Annotated in this window: 22 protein-coding genes and 1 other annotated feature; of the genes, 5 read left to right on the top strand and 17 right to left on the bottom strand. The window is 43.3% G+C overall.

The genetic code is table 11. The annotated features are described in order from the left end of the window. The first annotated feature begins 3 nt into the window (after positions 1-3). Positions 4-1,302: an alpha-galactosidase MelA gene (gene melA / locus CDO84_RS14340; RefSeq protein WP_040082075.1), complete on the top strand. Its 1,299-nt coding sequence runs from the start codon at positions 4-6 to the stop codon at positions 1,300-1,302. 21 nt (positions 1,303-1,323) lie between these two features. On the opposite strand, the gene CDO84_RS14345 is transcribed toward melA, so the two are convergent. The 3 genes from CDO84_RS14345 to CDO84_RS14355 form a co-directional block, all read right to left on the bottom strand. Beyond that, on the bottom strand, positions 1,324-1,635 hold the full coding sequence (locus tag CDO84_RS14345; protein WP_014665058.1) for a rhodanese-like domain-containing protein: 312 nt from the start codon (positions 1,633-1,635) through the stop codon (positions 1,324-1,326). Positions 1,636-1,750: 115 nt separating this feature from the next. Further along, positions 1,751-4,165, bottom strand: a complete 2,415-nt coding sequence (gene leuS / locus CDO84_RS14350) for a leucine--tRNA ligase (RefSeq protein ID WP_040082073.1) — start codon at positions 4,163-4,165, stop codon at positions 1,751-1,753. A gap of 109 nt (positions 4,166-4,274) precedes the next feature. Beyond that, positions 4,275-4,489, bottom strand: a binding site (T-box leader). A gap of 102 nt (positions 4,490-4,591) precedes the next feature. Beyond that, complete coding sequence (locus tag CDO84_RS14355) at positions 4,592-4,927, bottom strand: DUF4257 domain-containing protein (protein ID WP_003223352.1); 336 nt, start codon at positions 4,925-4,927, stop codon at positions 4,592-4,594. Positions 4,928-5,330: 403 nt separating this feature from the next. On the opposite strand from CDO84_RS14355, the gene CDO84_RS14360 reads away from it, so the two are divergent. After that, positions 5,331-6,116: a YtvA family blue-light photoreceptor gene (locus tag CDO84_RS14360; RefSeq protein WP_014665061.1), complete on the top strand. Its 786-nt coding sequence runs from the start codon at positions 5,331-5,333 to the stop codon at positions 6,114-6,116. Between the two features lie 32 nt (positions 6,117-6,148). Here CDO84_RS14360 and CDO84_RS14365 read toward each other — a convergent pair whose 3' ends face one another. Then, complete coding sequence (locus CDO84_RS14365) at positions 6,149-7,342, bottom strand: MDR family MFS transporter (RefSeq protein ID WP_040082071.1); 1,194 nt, start codon at positions 7,340-7,342, stop codon at positions 6,149-6,151. Positions 7,343-7,530: 188 nt separating this feature from the next. Here CDO84_RS14365 and CDO84_RS14370 point away from each other — a divergent pair, with 188 nt between their 5' ends. After that, the gene (locus CDO84_RS14370; protein WP_040082070.1) at positions 7,531-8,277 is read left to right on the top strand and encodes an LMBR1 domain-containing protein; all 747 of its coding nucleotides are present in this window, start codon (positions 7,531-7,533) and stop codon (positions 8,275-8,277) included. Between the two features lie 36 nt (positions 8,278-8,313). Here the strand turns inward: CDO84_RS14370 and bceB are convergent, their stop codons facing one another. The 12 genes from bceB to CDO84_RS14425 form a co-directional block, all read right to left on the bottom strand. After that, positions 8,314-10,254 carry a bacitracin ABC transporter permease BceB gene (gene bceB / locus CDO84_RS14375; protein ID WP_040082068.1) on the bottom strand — a complete coding sequence of 647 codons (1,941 nt, stop codon included), beginning with the start codon at positions 10,252-10,254 and terminating at the stop codon, positions 8,314-8,316. After that, positions 10,244-11,005, bottom strand: coding sequence for a bacitracin ABC transporter ATP-binding protein BceA (bceA, locus tag CDO84_RS14380; protein WP_040082067.1), 762 nt, complete (start codon positions 11,003-11,005; stop codon positions 10,244-10,246). Before bceA ends, bceB begins: the two co-directional genes overlap by 11 nt. Before the next feature lie 101 nt (positions 11,006-11,106). Continuing rightward, positions 11,107-12,111 carry a two-component sensor histidine kinase BceS gene (gene bceS, locus CDO84_RS14385; protein WP_040082066.1) on the bottom strand — a complete coding sequence of 335 codons (1,005 nt, stop codon included), beginning with the start codon at positions 12,109-12,111 and terminating at the stop codon, positions 11,107-11,109. Next, complete coding sequence (bceR, locus tag CDO84_RS14390) at positions 12,104-12,799, bottom strand: two-component response regulator BceR (RefSeq protein WP_040082064.1); 696 nt, start codon at positions 12,797-12,799, stop codon at positions 12,104-12,106. Before bceR ends, bceS begins: the two co-directional genes overlap by 8 nt. Before the next feature lie 96 nt (positions 12,800-12,895). After that, positions 12,896-14,206: an ABC transporter permease YtrF gene (gene ytrF / locus CDO84_RS14395; protein ID WP_040082062.1), complete on the bottom strand. Its 1,311-nt coding sequence runs from the start codon at positions 14,204-14,206 to the stop codon at positions 12,896-12,898. Then, positions 14,196-14,891, bottom strand: coding sequence for an ABC transporter ATP-binding protein YtrE (gene ytrE, locus CDO84_RS14400; RefSeq protein ID WP_040082061.1), 696 nt, complete (start codon positions 14,889-14,891; stop codon positions 14,196-14,198). Before ytrE ends, ytrF begins: the two co-directional genes overlap by 11 nt. Positions 14,892-14,905: 14 nt before the next feature. Further along, positions 14,906-15,883, bottom strand: a complete 978-nt coding sequence (gene ytrD, locus CDO84_RS14405) for an ABC transporter permease YtrD (RefSeq protein WP_040082060.1) — start codon at positions 15,881-15,883, stop codon at positions 14,906-14,908. A 29-nt stretch (positions 15,884-15,912) separates the two neighbouring features. Continuing rightward, positions 15,913-16,896: an ABC transporter permease YtrC gene (gene ytrC, locus CDO84_RS14410; RefSeq protein WP_040082059.1), complete on the bottom strand. Its 984-nt coding sequence runs from the start codon at positions 16,894-16,896 to the stop codon at positions 15,913-15,915. Further along, entirely contained in the window at positions 16,890-17,768 is an 879-nt protein-coding gene (gene ytrB, locus CDO84_RS14415; protein ID WP_014665071.1) for an ABC transporter ATP-binding protein YtrB, read from the bottom strand. The genes ytrC and ytrB overlap by 7 nt, the downstream gene beginning before the upstream one ends. Continuing rightward, positions 17,765-18,154, bottom strand: coding sequence for a GntR family transcriptional regulator YtrA (gene ytrA, locus CDO84_RS14420; protein WP_014665072.1), 390 nt, complete (start codon positions 18,152-18,154; stop codon positions 17,765-17,767). Before ytrA ends, ytrB begins: the two co-directional genes overlap by 4 nt. A 33-nt stretch (positions 18,155-18,187) precedes the next feature. Beyond that, positions 18,188-18,325 carry a hypothetical protein gene (locus tag CDO84_RS21460; RefSeq protein WP_003229119.1) on the bottom strand — a complete coding sequence of 46 codons (138 nt, stop codon included), beginning with the start codon at positions 18,323-18,325 and terminating at the stop codon, positions 18,188-18,190. A gap of 154 nt (positions 18,326-18,479) precedes the next feature. Next, complete coding sequence (locus tag CDO84_RS14425) at positions 18,480-18,752, bottom strand: YtzC family protein (RefSeq protein WP_014665073.1); 273 nt, start codon at positions 18,750-18,752, stop codon at positions 18,480-18,482. A gap of 164 nt (positions 18,753-18,916) precedes the next feature. Between CDO84_RS14425 and CDO84_RS14430 the strand changes: the two genes are divergently transcribed. Together CDO84_RS14430 and CDO84_RS14435 are read left to right on the top strand one after the other, a co-directional pair. Then, complete coding sequence (locus CDO84_RS14430; protein ID WP_014665074.1) at positions 18,917-19,882, top strand: tRNA modification radical SAM protein MnmL/YtqA; 966 nt, start codon at positions 18,917-18,919, stop codon at positions 19,880-19,882. Continuing rightward, a complete protein-coding gene (locus CDO84_RS14435) occupies positions 19,879-20,463 on the top strand; it encodes a tRNA 5-(aminomethyl)-2-thiouridylate-methyltransferase MnmM (RefSeq protein ID WP_014665075.1) in 585 nt (194 codons plus the stop codon). The genes CDO84_RS14430 and CDO84_RS14435 overlap by 4 nt, the downstream gene beginning before the upstream one ends. Here CDO84_RS14435 and tbcS read toward each other — a convergent pair. Then, positions 20,453-21,556, bottom strand: coding sequence for a tetraprenyl-beta-curcumene synthase (tbcS, locus tag CDO84_RS14440; protein WP_040082058.1), 1,104 nt, complete (start codon positions 21,554-21,556; stop codon positions 20,453-20,455). The two genes, CDO84_RS14435 and tbcS, sit on opposite strands and share 11 nt — an antisense overlap. Between the last annotated feature and the right edge of the window lie 4 nt (positions 21,557-21,560).

Here is a 21,560-nt window from a genome sequence, read left to right on the forward strand (position 1 = left end):
ATTATGAAAAAGATTACATTTATCGGCGCAGGAAGCACGATTTTCGCCAAAAATGTTTTGGGAGACTGCCTGTTAACAGAGGCACTGAACGGATTTGAGTTCGCGCTTTACGACATTGATCCCAAACGCCTGCAGGAATCCCAGCTCATGCTCGAAAATCTAAGAGACCGCTATAACCCGAGTGTGGCGATCAACAGCTATGATGACAGAAAACTTGCCTTGCAAAACGCAGGCTATGTCATCAATGCGATTCAGGTTGGAGGTTACAAACCAAGCACAGTCATTGATTTCGAGATTCCTAAACGGTATGGGCTGCGCCAGACGATCGCCGATACAGTCGGCATCGGCGGGATCTTCAGATCACTCAGAACCATCCCGGTCTTATTTGATATCGCTAAAGATATGGAAGAAATGTGCCCGGATGCGTGGTTTTTAAACTATACAAATCCTATGGCTTCTCTTACAGGCGCCATGCTCCGCTATACCAATATCAAAACAATCGGGCTCTGCCACAGTGTTCAAGTATGCACAAAGGATTTATGTAAAGCTCTCGGAATGGAGCATGACGGAATTGAGGAGCGCATTGCGGGCATCAATCATATGGCTTGGCTTTTGGAAGTCAAAAAAGACGGCGCGGATTTGTATCCAGAAATCAAAAGGAGAGCGAAAGAAAAACAAAAAACAAAGCATCATGATATGGTGCGGTTTGAATTAATGGATAAGTTCGGCTATTATGTCACAGAATCATCCGAACACAACGCAGAGTATCACCCGTACTTTATTAAACGGAATTACCCTGAACTGATCAGCGAGCTGCAAATCCCGCTCGACGAATATCCGAGAAGGTGCGTCAAGCAGATTGAAAGTTGGGAGAAAATGCGGGATGACATCGTCAACAATAAAAACCTTACGCACGAACGCTCAAAGGAATATGGTTCTAGAATTATAGAAGCAATGGAAACAAACGAGCCATTCACCTTCGGAGGAAACGTCTTAAACACAGGACTGATCACCAACCTTCCTTCAAAAGCGGTTGTTGAAGTGACATGCGTCGCCGACAGAAAAAAAATTACACCGTGCTTCGCCGGAGAACTGCCTGAGCAGCTTGCAGCCTTAAACCGGACGAATATTAATACACAGCTGATGACAATCGAAGCGGCTGTCACACGGAAAAAAGAAGCGGTTTACCAAGCTGCAATGCTTGATCCGCATACAAGCGCGGAGCTTTCCATGAAGGACATCATTTCCATGTGTGACGATTTATTTGCAGCACACGGCGATTGGCTTCCGGAATACAAATAAAAACTAGGGGATCGCTCTCCCCTAGTTTTTTGGTTTTGTTTCGCCTTCCCAGGCCATCATGCCGCCTTCAACATTGACTGTTTTAAAGCCTTGCTCATCCAGGTACTTGCAGACGTTCATGCTGCGCATTCCTGAGCGGCAGATAAATACGTATTCTTTGTCTTTATCAAGGGTGTCCATTTTTTCAGGAATATCCCCCATGCGAATATGAACGGCTTGCGGAATCATGCCTTCCGCTACCTCTTCATCTTCTCTGACATCAATTAAATATAATTCTTCGTCCGCCTCAATTTTTTCTTTCAAAGCGGCTGTGCTGATTTCTTTTATTTCCAAAGAAAACACTCCTATTCACAGTGATCATGTTCAGTATATCAAAGTCAGCTGAACGATTGCTATTCTGAGACTGATGAAAAAAATCCCCTTTTGGCAAAGGGGATTTTTTCTAGGCTTAGTTTGCCACAATATTGACAAGCTTGCCAGGCACCGCGATGATTTTCCGAATCGTTTTGCCTTCAAGCTGCTCTTTGACCTTTTCATCAGCTTGAGCAAGCTGTTCCAGCTGTTCTCTCGTTGCATCGGCAGGAACCTGTAATTTCGCTTTTACTTTTCCGTTCAGCTGAACAACGATTTCAACTTCATCATCCACAAGTTTTGTTTCATCATATACAGGCCAAGCTTCGTAGGCAATTGTGCCGGAATGGCCAAGCTTCTCCCAAAGCTCTTCCGCTAAGTGTGGCGCGACAGGAGAAAGTAGCTTCACGAAGCCTTCCATATATTCTTTCGGCAGTTCTGTTGCTTTATACGCTTCATTAATAAAGACCATCAACTGGGAAATACCCGTGTTGAAACGAAGGCCTTCATAATGGTCTGTGACTTTCATGACTGTTTCATGATACACGCGCTCCAATGTTTCACCAGCGCCTTCAACGATTTTGCTATTAAGCTCACCGCTGTCTTCAACGAATAGGCGCCATACACGGTCAAGGAAACGGCGCGCGCCGTCTAATCCTGATTCAGACCAGGCGATTGAAGCATCAAGAGGTCCCATGAACATTTCGTACAATCTCAGTGTATCAGCACCGTGAGAGGCCACGATTTCGTCAGGATTGACAACGTTCCCTTTAGATTTACTCATTTTTTCGTTGTTTTCGCCGAGAATCATTCCTTGGTTGTACAGCTTTTGGAACGGTTCTTTCGTCGGCACTACGCCGATATCATAAAGGAACTTATGCCAGAAGCGTGCATACAGAAGGTGAAGCACGGCATGTTCTGCACCACCGATATACATATCGACCGGAAGCCATTTTTCCAATTTTTCTGGTGATGCCAGCTGATCCGGATTGTGCGGATCAATATAGCGCAAGAAATACCAGCAGCTTCCCGCCCATTGCGGCATTGTATTCGTTTCTCTTCTTCCTTTTTTCCCTGTCTCAGGGTCTGTGACTTCCACCCACTCTTTAATGATCGCAAGCGGTGATTCGCCCGTTCCGCTCGGTTTGATTTCATCCGTTTTCGGCAAAATCAGCGGCAGCTCCTCTTCCGGGACAGCTGTTGACGTTCCGTCTTCCCAGTGAATGACCGGAATCGGCTCGCCCCAATAACGCTGGCGGCTGAAGAGCCAGTCACGAAGGCGGTACGTCACTTTCTTCTCGCCGTTTTTCGTTTCTTCCAGCCAAGCGATCATTTTCTCAATCGCTTCCTGTTTGTTAAGGCCGTTCAGGAAATCAGAGTTCACATGCTCGCCGTCGCCAGTGTAGGCTGCTTCCTCAATGTTCCCGCCTTTTACGACTTCCTTCACCGGAAGGCCGAATGTGTTGGCGAATTCAAAATCACGCTCATCGTGACCAGGAACAGCCATGACAGCACCTGTTCCGTATGATGCAAGCACATAATCCGCAATCCAAATCGGCAGTTTTTCTCCGTTTACAGGATTGATTGCATACGCTCCTGTGAATACGCCTGTCTTTGTTTTTGCAAGATCCGTACGCTCAAGGTCACTCTTTGATTGAATTTCTTTGATATAAGCTTCAACAGCTTCTTTTTGCTCAGCCGTTGTGATGTTTTCCACCAATGCGTGTTCCGGAGCAAGGACAGTGTATGTAGCGCCAAACAGTGTATCTGGTCTTGTTGTAAACACCGTAAAGGATTCATCATGTCCATCTATAGCAAAATGAACGTGAGCGCCTTCCGAACGGCCGATCCAGTTGCGCTGCATATCTTTAATGCTTTCCGGCCAATCGAGCTCTTCCAAGTCTTCAAGGAGCCTGTCCGCATAGGCTGTGATTTTCAGCATCCACTGCTTCATTGGGCGTCTCTCTACCGGATGGCCGCCGCGTTCGCTCTTGCCGTCAATGACTTCTTCGTTGGCAAGAACCGTACCGAGTGCAGGGCACCAGTTTACAGGCACTTCGTCAACGTAAGCAAGGCCTTTTTCATAAAGCTTTAAGAAAATCCATTGCGTCCATTTGTAGTATTCAGGGTCAGTCGTATTGATTTCACGATCCCAATCATATGAGAAGCCAAGCGCTTGAATTTGGCGGCGGAAATTATCAATATTCTGCTTCGTAAACACAGCGGGGTCGTTCCCTGTGTCAAGCGCGTATTGTTCAGCCGGCAGGCCGAATGCGTCCCAGCCCATTGGATGAAGGACATCGTAGCCCTGCATGCGCTTCATGCGGGACAGAATATCCGTTGCTGTGTATCCTTCAGGATGGCCGACGTGCAACCCAGCTCCAGACGGATAAGGGAACATGTCCAGCGCATAAAATTTTTGTTTTTCATTATTATCAAGAGTGGCAAATGTTTTGTTTTCAAGCCAATATGTTTGCCATTTCTTTTCTATCTCTTTGTGCTGAAAACTCAAAGTAAAAACCTCCTTCTGATTGAATACGGCGTGTATGGTTCAAGTATTGACGGGAAGGAGAGGATTATATTCAGAATATTCCCAAACTAAAAAAAACTCCCTCATCCCTAAAAGGGACGAGAGACTTTCGTTTTCCCGCGGTACCACCCTCGTTAGCGCGGCATACACCGCACTCACTTGATACTTTTAACGCAGTTATGCGTCAGCGGCTTTTCACCGCTGCAACTCTGAGGTGAGTTCGGAAACAAACTTGATTGACTTTCACCAGCCGTCAACTCTCTGCAACAATATCTGTTTCTTACTGCTCCTCTTCATTGTTCTTATCGCAACCGTAATCTAACTGTATTTTATAGAATTCTGTTCATAAGTGCAAGCAGGTTTGTATACAATGGGAATGTACCCTGAACGGGCGAAGATTGAGGACAATTATTCGGGTGGAGTTTTGGTTTGACGTTTGGACTCGGCCGGTTCGCCGCCGCTGTTCATTTCTCTCACAAAGTCAAAACTTCTGAGCACAGCTTCACCGCCGTAGCCTGAGATAATGGATAAGATGACAAGTTGAATTCCTGAATCGGGGTCAGCGGATAGTACGAGTAAAATGGAAGCTGTCATTCCGATAAACCAATCTTCCAAAAATCCAAGGTAGATAAACCGCTTCGTCATTCTGGGCTTCTCCAGCCTGCCTCTCTTTTTAACGTGACCGAGAATCCCCATGATTCCTCCAATTACACAAGCAATAAGTACCTGATGCAGCATCTTCATCATCACCTTCCTAAAGCCCTTATTTCGTAAAGCGACTTCAGGCCATCCAGCCCCCTTAAACGATTCCGATGATTTTCGATATCTACATACCGGCAAATCTGAAAAAAGCTTGTTTCTTCCATTATATGTGAACACATGATCGGTAAGCTTGATGCATTGGATTCATTTTTCACCCAGTGACATTGACCTAGTTACCTATTTAGCATGTCAAAACCTTTCCGTTCATATGTTCATATTCTGTTCTTATTTTTAGTGTATACGAGGACAAGCCCTAATGACAAACAACAAACTGCGCTTGCTTGAATCAGAACATGTGTTGTGCTAGGGTTACTGTAGAATTCATTTTAAAAAAGGGGAATATCAGGCTTTCGCATAGCAAGCTGACGGCCTAAGGGGGATTTATATGGCTAGTTTTCAATCATTTGGGATACCAGAACAGCTGGAAATCATCAAAAAAGCGCTTGATCACGCGCGAGTCGGTGTGGTAATTACAGATCCCGCACTTGAAGATAATCCTATTGTCTACGTCAATCAAGGCTTTGTTCAAATCACCGGCTATGAGGCCGAGGAAATTTTAGGAAAGAACTGCCGCTTCTTACAGGGGAAACACACAAACCCCGCTGAAGTAGACAACATCAGAACCGCTTTACAAAATAAAGAGCCAGTCACCGTTCAGATCCAAAACTATAAAAAAGACGGAACGATGTTCTGGAATGAATTAAATATTGATCCAATGGAAATAGAGGACAAAACGTATTTTGTCGGAATTCAGAAAGATATCACCGAGCAAAAAGAGTATGAAAAACTTCTCGAGGATTCCCTCACAGAAATTACTGCACTTTCAACTCCTATTGTCCCGATTCGCAATGGCATTTCGGCTCTTCCGCTAGTCGGAAACCTGACAGAGGAGCGATTTAATTCCATCGTTTGCACATTGACGAATATCTTATCAACATCCAAAGATGATTATTTGATCATTGATTTATCTGGATTGGCCCAAGTGAACGAACAAACGGCCGACCAAATTTTTAAGCTGAGCCATTTGCTGAAATTGACCGGAACCGAATTAATCATTACCGGCATTAAGCCTGAATTGGCCATGAAAATGAATAAACTGGATGCCAATTTTTCGTCGCTAAAAACATATTCAAATGTAAAGGATGCCGTTAAAGTGCTTCCGATTATGTAAAAAGATCCCGCTCATCCGGCGGGATCTTTTATTTATGAAGAGATTGATGCATGCTTTTTTGTTTCTTTAGCTGATTTTAACCGTTTGTCATATAAAAGCGTTGTGGTAATACTGATCAGCAGCAATACCAACAGAGATAAAACAAGAGCCTTAATGCCGTAATGGTCGACAAGCACTCCTCCGAACAGAGGGCCAATCATTCTGCCGCCTGTCGCCGCACTGTTGACAAAGCCTTGATAAAAGCCTTCTTTCCCTTTAGGGGCAAGCTGATTGGCAATCGTCGGCACTGCAGGCCATACAAGCATTTCTCCGATCGTCAGGATCACCATCGCGGCCAGAAACATTGGAAATTGCTTTGCTGTCAGCAACATGCTGAAAGACACAATAAAAATGATAAAGCCGATGACCATTTGCGCTTTTAGCGACTCGGCCCATTTTTTCACCACAAAACCGACAAGCGGCTGGCCAAGCACAATGAGAATTCCGTTAACCGTCCAGAGCACACTGTATAAGGAAAGAGAGATTCCAATGCTTTGTGTGTACGAAGCAATTGTGGTGGACCACTGAGAATAAGCCAGCCATCCGAGTACATAGCCTCCGCTTAAAATGATGAGCGCGGCAAATTTTGCTTTGCTGTTCACAGCATCATAATCAAGCACAGATGTTTGGGACGCATCTCCCGTCTGAATATTTCGAAATCCGAAATATACGATAAAGAAAAAGACCAGATACAATACGGCATTCGCCAAAAATACATATGAAAACGAGAAAGATGCAACGGCACCGCCAAGCGCTGAACCGACGGCCACACCTGCGTTTTGCGCGACGTATATCGCATTAAATGCCTTCCTTCCCCCTTCAGGCCATACCGATCCTGCCATTGCGTAGCTAGCCGGAAAAACAACACCGGAGCCAAAGCCCACAATCGTCAGCAGCACAATATAGGCCGGCCAATCATGAAAAAAGACAAGGCCCATCAGGCTTGCTAACGTAATCGCAATCCCAAGCATAATCGATTTAAAGCCGCCAATTTTATCAAACAAAAAACCGCCGCATAAATTTCCAGCTACACTGGCGCCGGAATTCAGCATCAGGACAAGTCCGGCTACTGTTAACGATTTTCCCAAATGGTTATGGATATAAATCGTATTCAGCGGCCATAAAAAAGAAGCACCCGTCACATTGATAAACATTCCAATAACTAATATTTTAAGAGCACGCGGCATACTCATCCCCCTTTCTTCCCTAAAAAAGCTCATGAAAAAAACGAAACCTAAAACGGCTCCGTATGAATCCAGTTATCATAGCACATTCATTCTATCTGTCTATCTCACATTTTTCAACTGATGAGCGTGAAAAAATCTAACAAATATGGTTCGAAAAATGTAAAATAAATAGAAAAAGGGGTAATAATATGGAAATGGTATTAGCATTCTTAGGTTTTCTTGCATGTCTCATTTCGCTTAGCTACGGATTGTATCACCTCGCCAGATATGTTTTAAAAAAAGAAAAACGTTTCTCTAAAAAACTTTTTTGGCCGCTTTTGATAGGGGGCCTGGTGCTGCTCTTCACCGGGGCAGGCTTGTCAGAACCTGATGCTGCCGCAGCAAATGCTGAGAAAAAATATTCAGCGCTAAACGCCGAATATAAAAGTCTCACAAAAGAGCATGAGGAACTTGAAAAAGAATATAAATCTGTCAGCTCTGAAGCAAAGAAATTAAAAGACAATACAGAAGATCAAGACAAGCTTGAGAAGCTTGAAACAGAAAATCGCGAACTAAAAAAGACTCAGAAATCATTAAAAACTGAGTTGAAAGAGCTTCAAGAAAATCAAAAGCAGCTCAAAGAAGATACAAAAACGGTAAAGGCTGAAAATGAAACACTCCGACAAGATAAAACAAAGCTTGAAAAGCAATTAAAAGAGGCAAATAGCCAAACTGCCAGTTCTCATGAAGACGCTGGAGGTTCTTCAAGCAATACGAATAAAAGTGATGAAACCAAAACAGCTGACAAAGCAGAAGGCTGTAATATTAAAGGAAGCAAAAACGGCATCTACCACACGCCAGGCAGTACATACTATGACCGGACAACCGATCCGGCGGAAATGTTTTGCTCAGTTGAAGAGGCTAAAGCCGCCGGTTACCGGGCGCCAAAACGATAAACAAAAAGCTCCAGAATGTCTGGAGCTTTTTCTGTTTCACAACGACGATTTAATGACCTTCTTATAATAAAGAACTGACAGAAAACCAAAAATGGAATAAAGCGCAGTATATAATACCATCACCATAATCATAGGCGTCCACACCTCTGATCCAAATAAGAACCAGCCGGATTGGACGGCAAAGTAACTGTGGAAGAGGCCGACAACCAGCGGAATGCCGAAGTTGTACATTTGTTTAATGCGTATCCCCTTTATCAGGTCGCCTTGCGTAAAGCCGAGTTTTCTTAAAATTGTATAGCTCGGTTTTTCATCTTCACTTTCTCCCATTTGTTTAAAATAAAGGATACATCCTGATGTGATCAGGAACGTTAACCCTAAGAAACCAACGATGAACATCACGATACCAAACAGTGATTTTTGCGCAATGCTTGTATCCAGTCTTGATAAATGCTCGTTTTTCTTGTTTACCTGTTGAAAAAGTTCATTCGCTTTTTCCATTTGATCTTTATGTTTCACATTGATGCCAATAAATCTAGATTGCGCCAGCTGAATGCGGGGGTCTTTATCCTTATCCAGCTGTTGAAACAGGCTGTCATCCACAATGACGGCAGGCATGCCCCCGCTTGTAAACGTGTAGGACACAAGAAACTCTTCTCTTAATCCTTTATATTTTAATGGTTCCGTCTCATGCTTGCTTTTCACTTTAATAACACCAGAGTCCTTGAAAACCATTATTTTTTTCAGCAAGTCGGTGTATCCTGAGAAAACGGCTTCTCCAGACGCCACATCGACTCCTTTTACATCTTTGTCGCTAACAACAGCAAGCTGCATGTTGCTAGGATCACCCTGCATCTCTTTCGGAGTTCCATCCATGATATTTGCAATGTCAACATTTGCTTGCAGGACAGGGGTGACTTTTTTTACAAACGAGATGTTGCTTTCACTCAAACTGTTTTCAAATAACTTGGCATCTTTCTCGTTCATGAATGAAAAATCAGCCGCTACATTTTGTTCAGCGGTCTTTTCTGACGAGTAATACGAGATGTAAGCAAGAGATAACAGCCCGATCGCGAGCGCTGAAACGGTTGTAATAATCGTCAGCAGCAACGCGTTCGATTTCATTCTGAACATGATCGATGACAGTGACAGGACCTCAGAAATATTTAAGTAGCCGCCCTTGCTTTTTCGAATGATGTTCGAGATAAATGTAACCGAACCTTTATAAAACAAAAACGTCCCGATAATGACGCTCCCCAGAATAAAGCTCATCGCACCAAACAGTTCATTAATGGTCTTGAATTTTCCGCCAAACAGCTCAGAAGACACATAGTATCCTGTCAAAATCAGCACGATGCCTAAAGCGCCGATTATCATTTGGAAAAATGATATTTTCTTCACTTTGTCTTCAGTGGAGGACGTTACTTTAAACAAAGATAAAATACTCTGTTTTTTGATAAACGTATAATTCATGATCATAATCAAAAGGTAAATGCCGCAGAACACAATGACCGTTTGGACCAAGGCCTGCTCAGAAAAATGCAGCTTCGCATCCGCTTTGACATCGACAATTTTGAACAGAATCATCAAGACCAGCTTCGATATTGAAAACCCGGCCGCGACCCCGATCGCTAATGAACCGAAATACAGCATGACATTTTCTGCGCTTAAGATGCGAAAAATTTTATGCTTTGTCATTCCAATTAATTGAAACAGCCCGATTTCTTTACTCCGTCTCTTAATAAAAATCGTATTGGCATATAAAATGAAGATCGCCACTACAGCCACAAGCAAAATCGAAGCGGTTTTAATAGCCGCGGCTCCCTTGATTGAACCCTTCACTTCGTTAATTGCTGGATCATACTGCAGCGTGACAAAGGCGAAATAAAGCGCCACACTAAAGATGAGCGCAAACACATACAAATAGTAATTCCGGAGATTCTTTTTCAAATTTCGCAGGATGAGCTGATTAATGTTCATGCTGCACCCCGCCTAACACGCCTTGCGTTTTCATAATATCCTGGAAAAACGTTTGCCTGTCTTGGCCCCCTTTATTCAGCTGTGTATACATTTGCCCGTCCTTAATAAAAATGACTCTGCCGCAGTAGCTGGCCGCGACAGGATCATGGGTGACCATAATAATCGTGGCGTGGCGTTTTTGGTTGAGCTGACTCAGCTTGTTTAATAAATCGGAGGCCGATTTCGAATCGAGCGCACCCGTCGGTTCATCAGCAAAAATAATGCTCGGGTCATGAATAAACGCTCTCCCGGCGGATGTTCTCTGCTTCTGGCCGCCGGAAATTTCATTCGGGTACTTATCCCGCAATTCATATATTCCCAGTTCCTTTGCAACTTCCTCAAACTTACGATTGGCTTCCTTTTTTGACAGTTTCGTGATTGATAATGGCAGAAGGATATTTTCTTTCACTGTCAATGTGTCTAACAAATTGTAATCCTGAAAGATAAAGCCTAAATGCTGTTTTCTGAATTCAGCCAGCTGCTTTTCCTTCATAGCCGTCATGTCATTACCATTAATATGAATGGTTCCGTGACTGACCTGATCGATTGAGGACAGTACATTAAGCAAAGTGGTTTTTCCTGACCCGGAAGCACCCATAATACTGACGAATTCGCCCTTTTCAACGTGAAGATCAATGCCCTTCAGCACTTCCTGTTTATTCAGCTTGTTTCCATAACTTTTTCGAATTTTATTCGCTTCTAAAATCATCATTTACGCAGTCTCCTTTATATTGGATAATCTCATTATAAAAAGGAATGCTGGGCTTTTCCTTCGATACGGCGAACAAAAAAGAAAAGCATGTGACATTTTCGTCACACGCTTATGACCCGTTCAAATTGATTCCGTTTCGGAAAGGTTAATGTAAAAACTGTCCCCGCACCGAACTCCGACTCAACATCAACATGAATTAATAACGGCGCCGCTGCTTTTTTCACCAAGTACAGCCCCATGCCAGTGGACGCTTGATTATGGTGATCTGTTGTGGATGTGAACCCTTTATCGAAAATACGCGGTACATCCTTTGGATCAATGCCCCTGCCACAGTCTTTCACTTGGAGCTGCGTCTGTTCCCCTTTTTGAAAGCTTTTGATCTCAATTTCAGAGGCTTCGCTATATTTCACCGCATTTGTCAGCAGCTGCCTGATGATAAACGCCAGCCATTTTGCATCACTCAGCACTTCTTCAGCCTCAAGCTGTATGTCAAAACCGACCCCTTTTTGGATACACCACGATTGTAAATCTTTGATTTCCTTGAAAATCAAAGGCTGAAGCTGAATAAATTCTACAGACAGATCGTTTTCAATAAATGAAATGCGTTTTTGATGAAGCTGTTGATCAAGAAGCAGGTGAATACGCAGCCATTCATATGACAGCTGGGATTTCAAAGCTTTTTCTTCCATTCTGTCAATGATTAAATGCATTGCTGTTAATGGGGTTTTGACCTCATGAATCCATGCCATCAGTTCATCTTTTTCATTTTCCAATGCTAAGCGATGCTGTGTTGCAGTCTGCTTCAAGTGTTTCGTTTGCCCGGTAATGCTTCTGTCAACGATTGCTTCAAATGGCGTTTCCGGTTCATTTATGGCAGTCACATCGAGATTGTTTTCCCATGTTTTCAGGCTTTTATAAAACGCGGTTTCTTTCCGATAGCGGAACCAAAGGAATATAACAAAAAACAAGATGCACAAATACACCATATAAAGCACATTTCCAAATGATATGAAAGGATCAACAAAAGCTACGACCAGCATTAAAGCCTGCTGAAACAAAAACGCTGCAATCCAGCTTCGTCTTTCAGTTAGGAATGCTTTAATCATAGAACTGATCCTCTTCCTTCGCGATGTAGCCCTGGCCCACCTTTGTCTCGATATATACGCCAAGCTGTAGGGCGTCCAGTTTTTTTCGCAGGCGATTGACATTGACGGTCAGCGTATTATCACTTACAAAACGCTCATCGTTCCACAAGCTTCTGATCAGCTCTTCCCGGCTGACGATCTTGTTTTTTTGCTCTATTAATTGTTTAAGAATGAACATTTCATTTTTGGTCAGCTCAACAGATCCTTTGTCATTGCTGACGAGATTCTGCTCCGCGTCTACAGCAGCGCCGCACCACGTTTTAATCGCGCCCGGCTCCGTATTATAATGGTGCACACGCCGGAACATCGCTTGGATTTTCGCGATCAGCACATCAAAATGAAACGGCTTTTGAATAAAGTCATCGGCCCCGAGCTGCATGGACATCACCATATCTGCAGGATGATCCCTGGAGGATAAAAAGAGAATCGGAACATTTGACCGGGAGCGGATCAGCCGGCACCAATGAAAGCCGTCAAATTTAGGCAGCTGTACATCAATAATGACACAATCAGGATTAACCGCCGCAAATTCCTGCAGCACCTGACTGAAATCCTGAATGCCGTATACATCATAGGACCATCCCGTTAAACGATCCTTGATTTCCTGAAACAGCGATTCATCATCTTCAATCAGCAAAAGTTTAAACAATCGACTCACCGCACTTTTTCCTTTTTTATCAAGTGTATAGCAAAACGCCATCATGCGCTATAGAGAAAGCCGGCTGTCTCAGCCGGCTCGTTTGCATTATAATTCTCTTCTCAACGCTGTCAGCACGTTGGTTTTGGTTGCTTTTCTAGCCGGATTCATTCCGGAAATGACTGCGACCCCTCCGCAAATCACAACGGCAATGATCACAAGGCTCGCCGGGATGTAGGAGAATGTGTAATTCAAATCGCCCGCATCGCTTCCGCTTGTCGCTGCGAGAATCATCGGAACGGCCAGGTTGACAAGGTAGCTCACGCCGTAGGAAATGATAATTCCAATCACACAGCCTAAAATCCCGATATATGCGCTTTCCATCAGGAACATTCGGCGAATGATAGACGGACTCGCCCCAATCGCTTTCATAATGCCAATCTCCTGCGTTCTCTCTGTCACCGCCATCGTCATCGTATTAAAAATGCCGATCGCTGAAATAATAACTGCGATACATCCGACAAAGATCAGTCCGATTTTGAAGACCATGAAGAAGGTGTTGGCTCCCTCAAGTTCGGTAGTCACTGATGTGACATAGTATCCGTCATCTGTTAGATCCTTTGTCAGCTGTTCCACGTTCTCAAATTTATCAGCAAAAACGCCAATGTTAGTTTCAACGTTCCCGCCTTTAAAATCTAAGAATTCCGAAAAATCCTTTTTGAATTGATCACTGATGAAAATGTTTGAGTCCTCCATCCAGTCTTGAGATGGTTTTTTTGTAATACCGACAATTTTAAAGTCATATGTTTTTGTTTTTGTAACATCGCCTGTTTTAGGATCTGTCTTCGATACACTTAGTTCAATCGTCTTGTTCAGAATGTCTTTCGTATAGCCTTTTGGTTCTTTTATATCTTCTGGATTGCCTTTTGCCTCTTCGATTTTTTTGTTATATTCTTCCGATTCTTTTTTCGTCAATAATCTCTTTGCGAAGTCGTATCCTACTACGATTTCATTTTCCGACTTTGCGACTCTTCCCTTTTCCAATTCCATATTGGCCTTTAATTCATCATTCATATTAGTAAAAATGAGATTTGAGCTTTCATTTGTGCGATTGCCTAAAGTAGCTTTGTTTGGTTCATATACTTGCGTTCTTTCGACAACTGACCTTACGTGATCGTACTTCTCTAAATCAGCTTTTTTAATAGGCTTGTTTCCTTCCTTGCCCATTACACTGACTTTCGTTACAATCTGCTGGCTCATTGTCATATCTGTAATTGTCTTTTGAATCCCAAATCCAACCGACGACAGCACAACCAAAAACGCACACGCCATTGTGGTCGCAAGTATCGTCATAAAGACGCGAAGCCTGTTTTTCTTCATATTTCTTCTGATAAAATGAACCTGATCCTTAAACCTCAACGGTAATTCCCCCTTTTAGCACACCATCATGGAGCTGAAATTTTGAATGTCCGATAGAAGCGACTTCATCATCGTGAGTAATGATCACAAATGTAATGCCACGCTCGCGATTCAGCTGCTGGATCAATTCCAGCACTTCATGTTCCGTTTCCGAATCAAGGCTTCCCGTCGGCTCATCCGCTAAGATAATCGAAGGATTTAAAATCAACGCTCGAGCAATACTGACACGCTGCTGCTGGCCGCCTGACAGTTCATTCGGATAATGAGCGGCGTGATTTTCCAGACCGACGCGTTTCAGCATGTCCTGCACCTTTTGCTTCCGCTCAGAGGGCTTGATTCCTTTTAATGCCAACGGCATTTCAACATTCTCATACGTCGTTAAACCCGGGATGAGCTGAAAGCTTTGGAAAATAAACCCGAAATGGTCAAGTCGAAATTGCGCCCATTCCTTTTCATTAAACCCCGTAACATCAGTGCCATTAATGACAATCCGCCCTTTTGTCAGCGATATGTAGCCGGAAATCAAATTCAAAAGCGTTGATTTCCCTGATCCGCTTCGCCCGACAATGCAGGCGATTTCCCCTTTCGCCACGCTTAATGAAACATCCTTCAATACTGGAACTTCATTCTCACGGCCCTTTTTTCCGATCGTGAAAGAATGGTCGATATGCTGAACATCTATCATATGTTCTCTCTCCCTTACAAAAGTTTTGTTTTTTTATAAATCGCAAAATAACTAATCAAGAAACCGATTACCGCGCCGGCAGCCATGCCAATGAGATAGCCTGTAAAGCTCTCGCTGGCAGAAAATCCAAAGTACCCAAAGCCCATGATTCCTATGATAATAACGATGATCTGCACCGGACGGTCAAGCGGCTTCCATAAGAAGAAGTACCCGTTTCTTTCATTAGATAGTTTGACAAAACTAATATAGCCGATGATGTAGAAGATAATAGTCATGATAGCCGGAATCACTAAATAATATGGTGAATTCTCAACCCATTTCGCGTCTACATAGATTATTGGAATGAAATACTGGACCCATTTAGGTACTGGACCATGGATAAAATCTATTGATCCGCCGAAAAGGATCTCGAGGTTGATCGCAGGCAGGCTGATGAGTAAAAATGGCGAAATGGCCACGGTAAATGAGACCAAAAGCTGGGCAAAAATATTGCCTGTCAGAGCTCCACCCGCCATAACAAGCGAATAAGCCAGCATGCTGACAATGATCATCCCAAGGCTGTAATTGTGAAAATAAACGGCCTGATCTGGCTTCAAAAGCATGATCAGCAAAACAGACAAAACATAACCGATGAGCTGCGGCACCACAATCACCATTCCGCCGGTAAGGAACTTCGCATGAAATATCTGCCCTCGTGTATATGGAAGGCTTAATGTAAAATCAAAGAAGCTCTTGCTACGTTCAATTCCAAGCTGGCTGACTGCCAAAACGACTCCCCAAATCCAAAAAAATGAGATAAATGTGCCGTTTAAATAATCAACACTGAATACGCAGGGGCCGACCCAATTTTCTTTTGAGGTGACACAGCCTTGATAGATGAGATACATATTTATAATTGATAAGGGATTACCCAATATAAAAACCAAAATACTGATGATTAAGGCGACTTTATTTTGCTTCCACTCTTTATAAAACAGTCCGGAATCCGGCAACTCACTTCCCTCCAAACCTAAGGCATTTCTTACAATTTTGTTTTCTTAAATATAGAGAAGTAGCTCACAAAGAATCCAACTACAGCTCCAATAATCATCCCAAAAATATAGCCAATAATGGAATGTCCGGCAGAATATCCAAACAAACCAAATCCAAGAATGCCAAAAATGATAACCAAAATTTGTACCGGACGGTCTAATCTCTTCCAAAGGAAAAAGTATCCGTTTCGCTCACTTGGATGCTTTTTAAAGCTTATATAGCCAATCAAGTAAAACAGAATGCTCATGGCAGCCGGAATGAATAAAATATATTTACTGTTGGTAAGCCAGTCATTCGAAACATAAACAAGGGGAAATAAATACATGAGAGCATTTTCCAATCCATAATAAGATTCCATCGAAGAGAAAATCTCATATATATGAAAATCAAAAACAATTTCCAAATTGGTAAGCGGCAATGCAAGGATTAAATACGGCAATACCCCGGCAGAAAGTGCAGTTAATAGCTGGGCAAAAGCATTTCCAGTTAACGCTCCGGCGGCCATTACCAGTGAGTAAGCCATAAAGCTAATCACGATTACTCCAACACTGCTGTGCTCAAAAAAGTAGACGTGTTCAGGGTTATAGACAAGAATCAGCAGCCACGCAAATAAAAAGCCAATTAATTGTGAAACCACAATCACAAAACCGCCTAACCAAAATTTCGTCTGAAAAATTTGGCTTCTGTTATATGGAAGGCTTAAAATAAAATCCATCGTGCCTTTTGAACGTTCCATTCCCAGGAGACAGACCGCCAATATGACACCCGGCATCCAGTTGATATCCATCAGATTACTTTTATAATTCACAATAAAATTACAATATTGCGTGTATTGGTGATCAAGACATCCTTGATAAGACAAATACGTATTCACAATAGAGAGCGGATTTGCCAGCACTAAAAACACAATACTCAGCAAAATCACCACTTGATTCTGCTTCCACTCTCGATAGAGGAGACCTCGGTCTACCATCTCCGCTTCCCTCCAAACTTCGCAATGAACACTTCTTCCAAGTTGACAGGAAGCTCGTTCCACACTTTTGGCTTCAGCTCTCTCAAAAAGCTCTTTTTCTCCTCATCGCTTTTCGGGATCAGCACCGTGTAAAACACACCGGCCTGATCGAGCATCGGAATGTTTTTCTCTCTGATGGCCAAATTGACATCTGTATCAAACGCCATTTGAATTTTGATGTATTCTTCTTTTAATTCATCAAGATCCATTACATTTGTCAGCCTGTTATCTTCGAGAAAACCAATTCGGTTGCACATCCGCTCTATGTCCTCAAGCCGGTGGGAAGTGATCAGGATGCTCGTATCACGCTCTGCCACTTCATCGACCATCAGCTGCAGCACATCATGCCTTGTCACCGCGTCTATTCCGTCCGTCGGCTCATCCAGAAGAATTAGCGCCGGTCTCGCCGCAAACGACAGAACGAGCGATAGCTGTTTTTTTAAGCCCGTCGACAGTTCGCGATATTTTTTCGTTTCCGGAATTTCGTATCTGTTCATCAGCTCATTCGCGTACGTGACATCAAATTTCGGATAGATTCTTCTCAAAATATCGACTAACTGCTTGTATGTATACTTATCGTAAAACGGATTTTGAACAGGCATGTAGATGATATTTTGTTTGACCTTCGGATGCTTTTTGATTTCTACGCCGTCAAATAAAATTGTCCCGCTGTCTGCGAAAATGATTTGCTGGATTAAGCGGAGCATCGTCGTTTTTCCTGATCCATTGCGTCCAAGCAATCCGAAGATTTCTCCTTTTTCGATTGTTAATGAAACATCTTTTAACACTTGATTGCCGTCAATCGTTTTTGACAGCTGCCGCAGTTCAATCATTTTTCTTTGCCTCCCTTCACATCAGCGCTGATTTCCTTTATCCATTCTTGCAGTTTTTCCAGCTCAACCCCTGCATAGTGTGCATCGATGATGAGCTGTTTGAGTTGCTCTTTAATCATCGTCATCTTCCCTTCAACCAGTGTCGTTTTTGCATTCTCCGATATATAGGTTCCTCTGCCCCGCAGCGTTTCAATAATCCCCTCTCGTTCAAGCTCTTTGTACGCTTTGCTGACAGTGTTCGGATTCGCAATAATGATCGTCGCCAATTCTCTGACAGAAGGAAGCTTATCACCAGGCTTCATGATCCCTTTCAAACAAAGCTCTTTCATTTGCTGAATAATTTGTTCGTAAATGGGTGTTGAGCTTCTTGGATCGATTTGAATCATTTACTTCCCTACTTTCTATACGATCTGAACCTTTTACAGATAAAAATGGTCAATGATACTTTTTTGCCATTCAAAACCGATCATCACGAGAACAAGAAAAAAAGAACAAGCGATCACAGATGCCGCAATCAGCATCGGCACGTTACGTTTGTTTCGTTTTTTATGTTTCATAACTGCCTCCCTTAATTTCAATATATAAATGGTGTTATATCAGTGTCTATAGTGTATTACTTCAATTAGTACACTTAATACAATAAATACTTTGGCACTTAAAGTCAATCCTTTTTTTACAAAAAAACGGACCCTTATGAAAAGGGTCCGTTTCCTACACATCAAGAGGGTGCTGCAGGATCATATTATTTTGCAAAGCTTGAAGCTGAAGCCTCATTCTGTACAGCTGTTCTCTCTGCTGATCATTTGACGACAGCCATAGCTTATTCAAGGCATTTACCGCATCTTCAAGCTGCATTTGCGCATCACTATATTCTTGATCATTATAATGCTCTTGTTTAGAAGCGATTTTCAGCTGTTCTTCAGCATAATCATACGCCTGCATACATTGCTGGAGATGTTCATCTACTGATTGTCTTGTTGCCACAGTAACCCCTCCTCTTGGTAATGGAAGTCATCCATCATTCTTATTGTAGCCTCATCTGACTTTGTTCAATAAAGTAATTTATGGTCGATATTCATTTGTTCTCTTGTGAAATGCGTGCTACAATTTTAGGATGCAATCGTACGCAAGGAGGCACATGAATTGTAATGCAGAACAATCCTTTTCCTTATTCAAATACGGAAAAACGCTATCATACATTGAATTATCATCTTAGAGATCATTTCGGCCATAAGGTGTTTAAAGTGGCGCTTGACGGCGGCTTTGACTGTCCAAACCGAGACGGCACCGTTGCCCACGGAGGCTGTACTTTTTGCAGCGCCGCAGGCTCAGGTGATTTCGCCGGGAACCGGGCCGATGATTTAATTACGCAATTCCATGACATCAAAAACCGCATGCACGAAAAATGGAAGGACGGCAAATACATCGCTTATTTTCAGGCTTTCACAAACACTCACGCCCCGGTTGAGGTGCTTCGTGAGAAATTCGAATCCGTCCTCGCCTTAGATGATGTGGTCGGCATTTCGATCGCCACACGCCCGGACTGTCTGCCTGATGATGTCGTGGACTACTTGGCAGAGCTGAATGAACGCACGTATTTGTGGGTGGAGCTTGGGCTTCAAACGGTTCATGAACGGACTGCACTTCTGATCAACCGCGCACATGATTTTAACTGCTATGTGGAAGGCGTCAATAAATTAAGAAAACACGGCATACGTGTCTGCTCGCATATTATCAACGGACTGCCTTTGGAAGACCGGGACATGATGATGGAAACGGCAAGGGCTGTTGCAGATTTGGACGTCCAGGGAATTAAAATCCATCTGCTTCACCTACTGAAAGGCACGCCGATGGTCAAGCAATATGAAAAGGGAAAGCTGGAATTCCTTTCTCAAGATGATTATGTGCAGCTCGTCTGCGATCAGCTTGAGATCATTCCGCCGGAAATGATCGTCCACCGCATTACAGGTGACGGACCGATTGAGTTGATGATCGGGCCAATGTGGAGCGTCAACAAATGGGAAGTGCTTGGCGCCATTAATAAAGAGCTGGAAAATCGAGGCAGCTATCAAGGAAAGTTCTTTCAGCGGCTTGAGGAGGAATCAGCGCTATGACTTTGAAGAAAATTCTTCCTTACAGCAAAGAACTGCTGAAAATGGCCGCGGGAGAAGGAGATATCGTTGTAGATGCAACGATGGGCAACGGACATGATACACAGTTTTTAGCGGAGCTTGTAGGTCAAAACGGCCACGTATACGCTTTTGACATTCAAGAATCAGCCGTGGCCAATACACAGGAACGGCTCGGTGAGACTTATCAAGCGCGAACAACATTATTTCACAAAAGCCATGACAAAATCGCTGAATCCCTTCCGCCTGAAACACATGGCAAAGTGGCGGCCGCGGTATTTAACCTCGGTTATTTGCCGGGCGGGGACAAATCAATTACAACAAACGGCAGTTCTACGATCAAAGCAATTGAACAGCTTCTCAGCATCATGAAAGACGAAGGCCTGATCGTTCTCGTCGTCTATCACGGCCACCCGGAAGGCAAAGCGGAAAAAAATGATGTGCTTGAGTTTTGCCGGGACTTGGACCAGCAAACAGCCCGTGTATTAACATACGGATTTATCAATCAGCAAAATGACCCGCCATTTATTGTCGCCATCGAAAAAAAAGCTCAGATCAGCAAATGATTTGAGCTTTTTTCTTTGAGTTTTTCATCCAGGACATTTTTTGAAATTTCCGGTAGGCTCTGCCGTTGATATAAAAGAAAAAGGAAGTTTTTCCGCTGGCTTTGATCAGCTTCCTTGCGAGCCGGCCCATTTCCTTTTGGCCCGCCACTTTATCATCCGACAAATAAACGCCAAGCAAGCCTCGATTGATTAAACGATGGAAGTTTTCATGCGGAATGCCTTGTAAATGCTCGTCGGCTTTATGGATAAAGTGTTCAAGCCGATTCATCATCTCTTCATGAGACTGATAATACGAGCAGAAATTCAAGTCTCCTTCCAGCAAGTCCTCCTCTTGATCAATTAAATAATCAAGCAGAATATGAAGGCCCTGTATGTAAGGAAAATAACTGTCGCGGATTTTTTTAGCGGTGCTTTCTGTGAAATCAGGCTGGAACGAATACGCAACTAGACAGAAAATGCCTAACGTTGAACCTGCACAGGCTGAAAATTCATACCACTCCATCTCAGGGAGCTCTGATTCATATTGCGTAAACCACTTCTCAAGCCGCGGCACACGTTCATGCTCAATGACATGCTTATGCACCTGCAAATCGCAATAATAGCCGCACAGTTCAAGCAGATAAGGTTTAATCATGTCATAGTGCTCAATGGAGCCGAGAACACGCTGGCACGTTTTGACCAGTTCATGCAAATATCCGCTGTCATCCTGTTCTTCTCTGAATTGATAATAGTTTTGCAGTTCAGCCCCCACTGTCAGTGCGTCCTGCATTGAGGCATGAAGCATCCGAAAGTCCTGCGGGTCAAGTGAGGTGCTGCGGTCACACAGATTGTCCAAATAATCACTAATCGTTTGATACGCGATGATAAACTCGACACATTTCTGTTTTTGGCTGCCTGACAATAAAGCCAGTATTCCGCCGCCTTCACAGTGAAACGTTTTGTCTCGAATACTTGCGGTTGCCTGCGCTTTTAACTCACTGTTATGAATCGATTCTGATTTTTGCTTCCATATGTCCAGCTCTTGATGAACGAGCGGAAAAATATCTCGATATACCTTTGCCATCAATCCAAAAGGATGTTCCGGTACTGTCAACACA

Origin of the sequence: Bacillus sp. MD-5, assembly GCF_002201875.1 — a bacterium.
Classification (GTDB): domain Bacteria; phylum Bacillota; class Bacilli; order Bacillales; family Bacillaceae; genus Bacillus; species Bacillus stercoris.

Coding starts and splice junctions, on each gene's coding strand:
- CDO84_RS14355 (WP_003223352.1), bottom strand. CDS start 4,927: ATGAAGATGCTGCATCAGGTACTTATTGCTTGTGTAATTGGAGGAATC.
- bceS (WP_040082066.1), bottom strand. CDS start 12,111: ATGATTAAAGCATTCCTAACTGAAAGACGAAGCTGGATTGCAGCGTTT.
- ytrC (WP_040082059.1), bottom strand. CDS start 16,896: ATGGTAGACCGAGGTCTCCTCTATCGAGAGTGGAAGCAGAATCAAGTG.
- ytrA (WP_014665072.1), bottom strand. CDS start 18,154: ATGATTCAAATCGATCCAAGAAGCTCAACACCCATTTACGAACAAATT.
- CDO84_RS21460 (WP_003229119.1), bottom strand. CDS start 18,325: ATGAAACATAAAAAACGAAACAAACGTAACGTGCCGATGCTGATTGCG.
- melA (WP_040082075.1), top strand. CDS start 4: ATGAAAAAGATTACATTTATCGGCGCAGGAAGCACGATTTTCGCCAAA.
- CDO84_RS14360 (WP_014665061.1), top strand. CDS start 5,331: ATGGCTAGTTTTCAATCATTTGGGATACCAGAACAGCTGGAAATCATC.
- CDO84_RS14365 (WP_040082071.1), bottom strand. CDS start 7,342: ATGCCGCGTGCTCTTAAAATATTAGTTATTGGAATGTTTATCAATGTG.
- CDO84_RS14430 (WP_014665074.1), top strand. CDS start 18,917: ATGCAGAACAATCCTTTTCCTTATTCAAATACGGAAAAACGCTATCAT.
- bceA (WP_040082067.1), bottom strand. CDS start 11,005: ATGATGATTTTAGAAGCGAATAAAATTCGAAAAAGTTATGGAAACAAG.
- bceB (WP_040082068.1), bottom strand. CDS start 10,254: ATGAACATTAATCAGCTCATCCTGCGAAATTTGAAAAAGAATCTCCGG.
- ytrB (WP_014665071.1), bottom strand. CDS start 17,768: ATGATTGAACTGCGGCAGCTGTCAAAAACGATTGACGGCAATCAAGTG.
- CDO84_RS14435 (WP_014665075.1), top strand. CDS start 19,879: ATGACTTTGAAGAAAATTCTTCCTTACAGCAAAGAACTGCTGAAAATG.
- CDO84_RS14370 (WP_040082070.1), top strand. CDS start 7,531: ATGGAAATGGTATTAGCATTCTTAGGTTTTCTTGCATGTCTCATTTCG.
- ytrE (WP_040082061.1), bottom strand. CDS start 14,891: ATGATAGATGTTCAGCATATCGACCATTCTTTCACGATCGGAAAAAAG.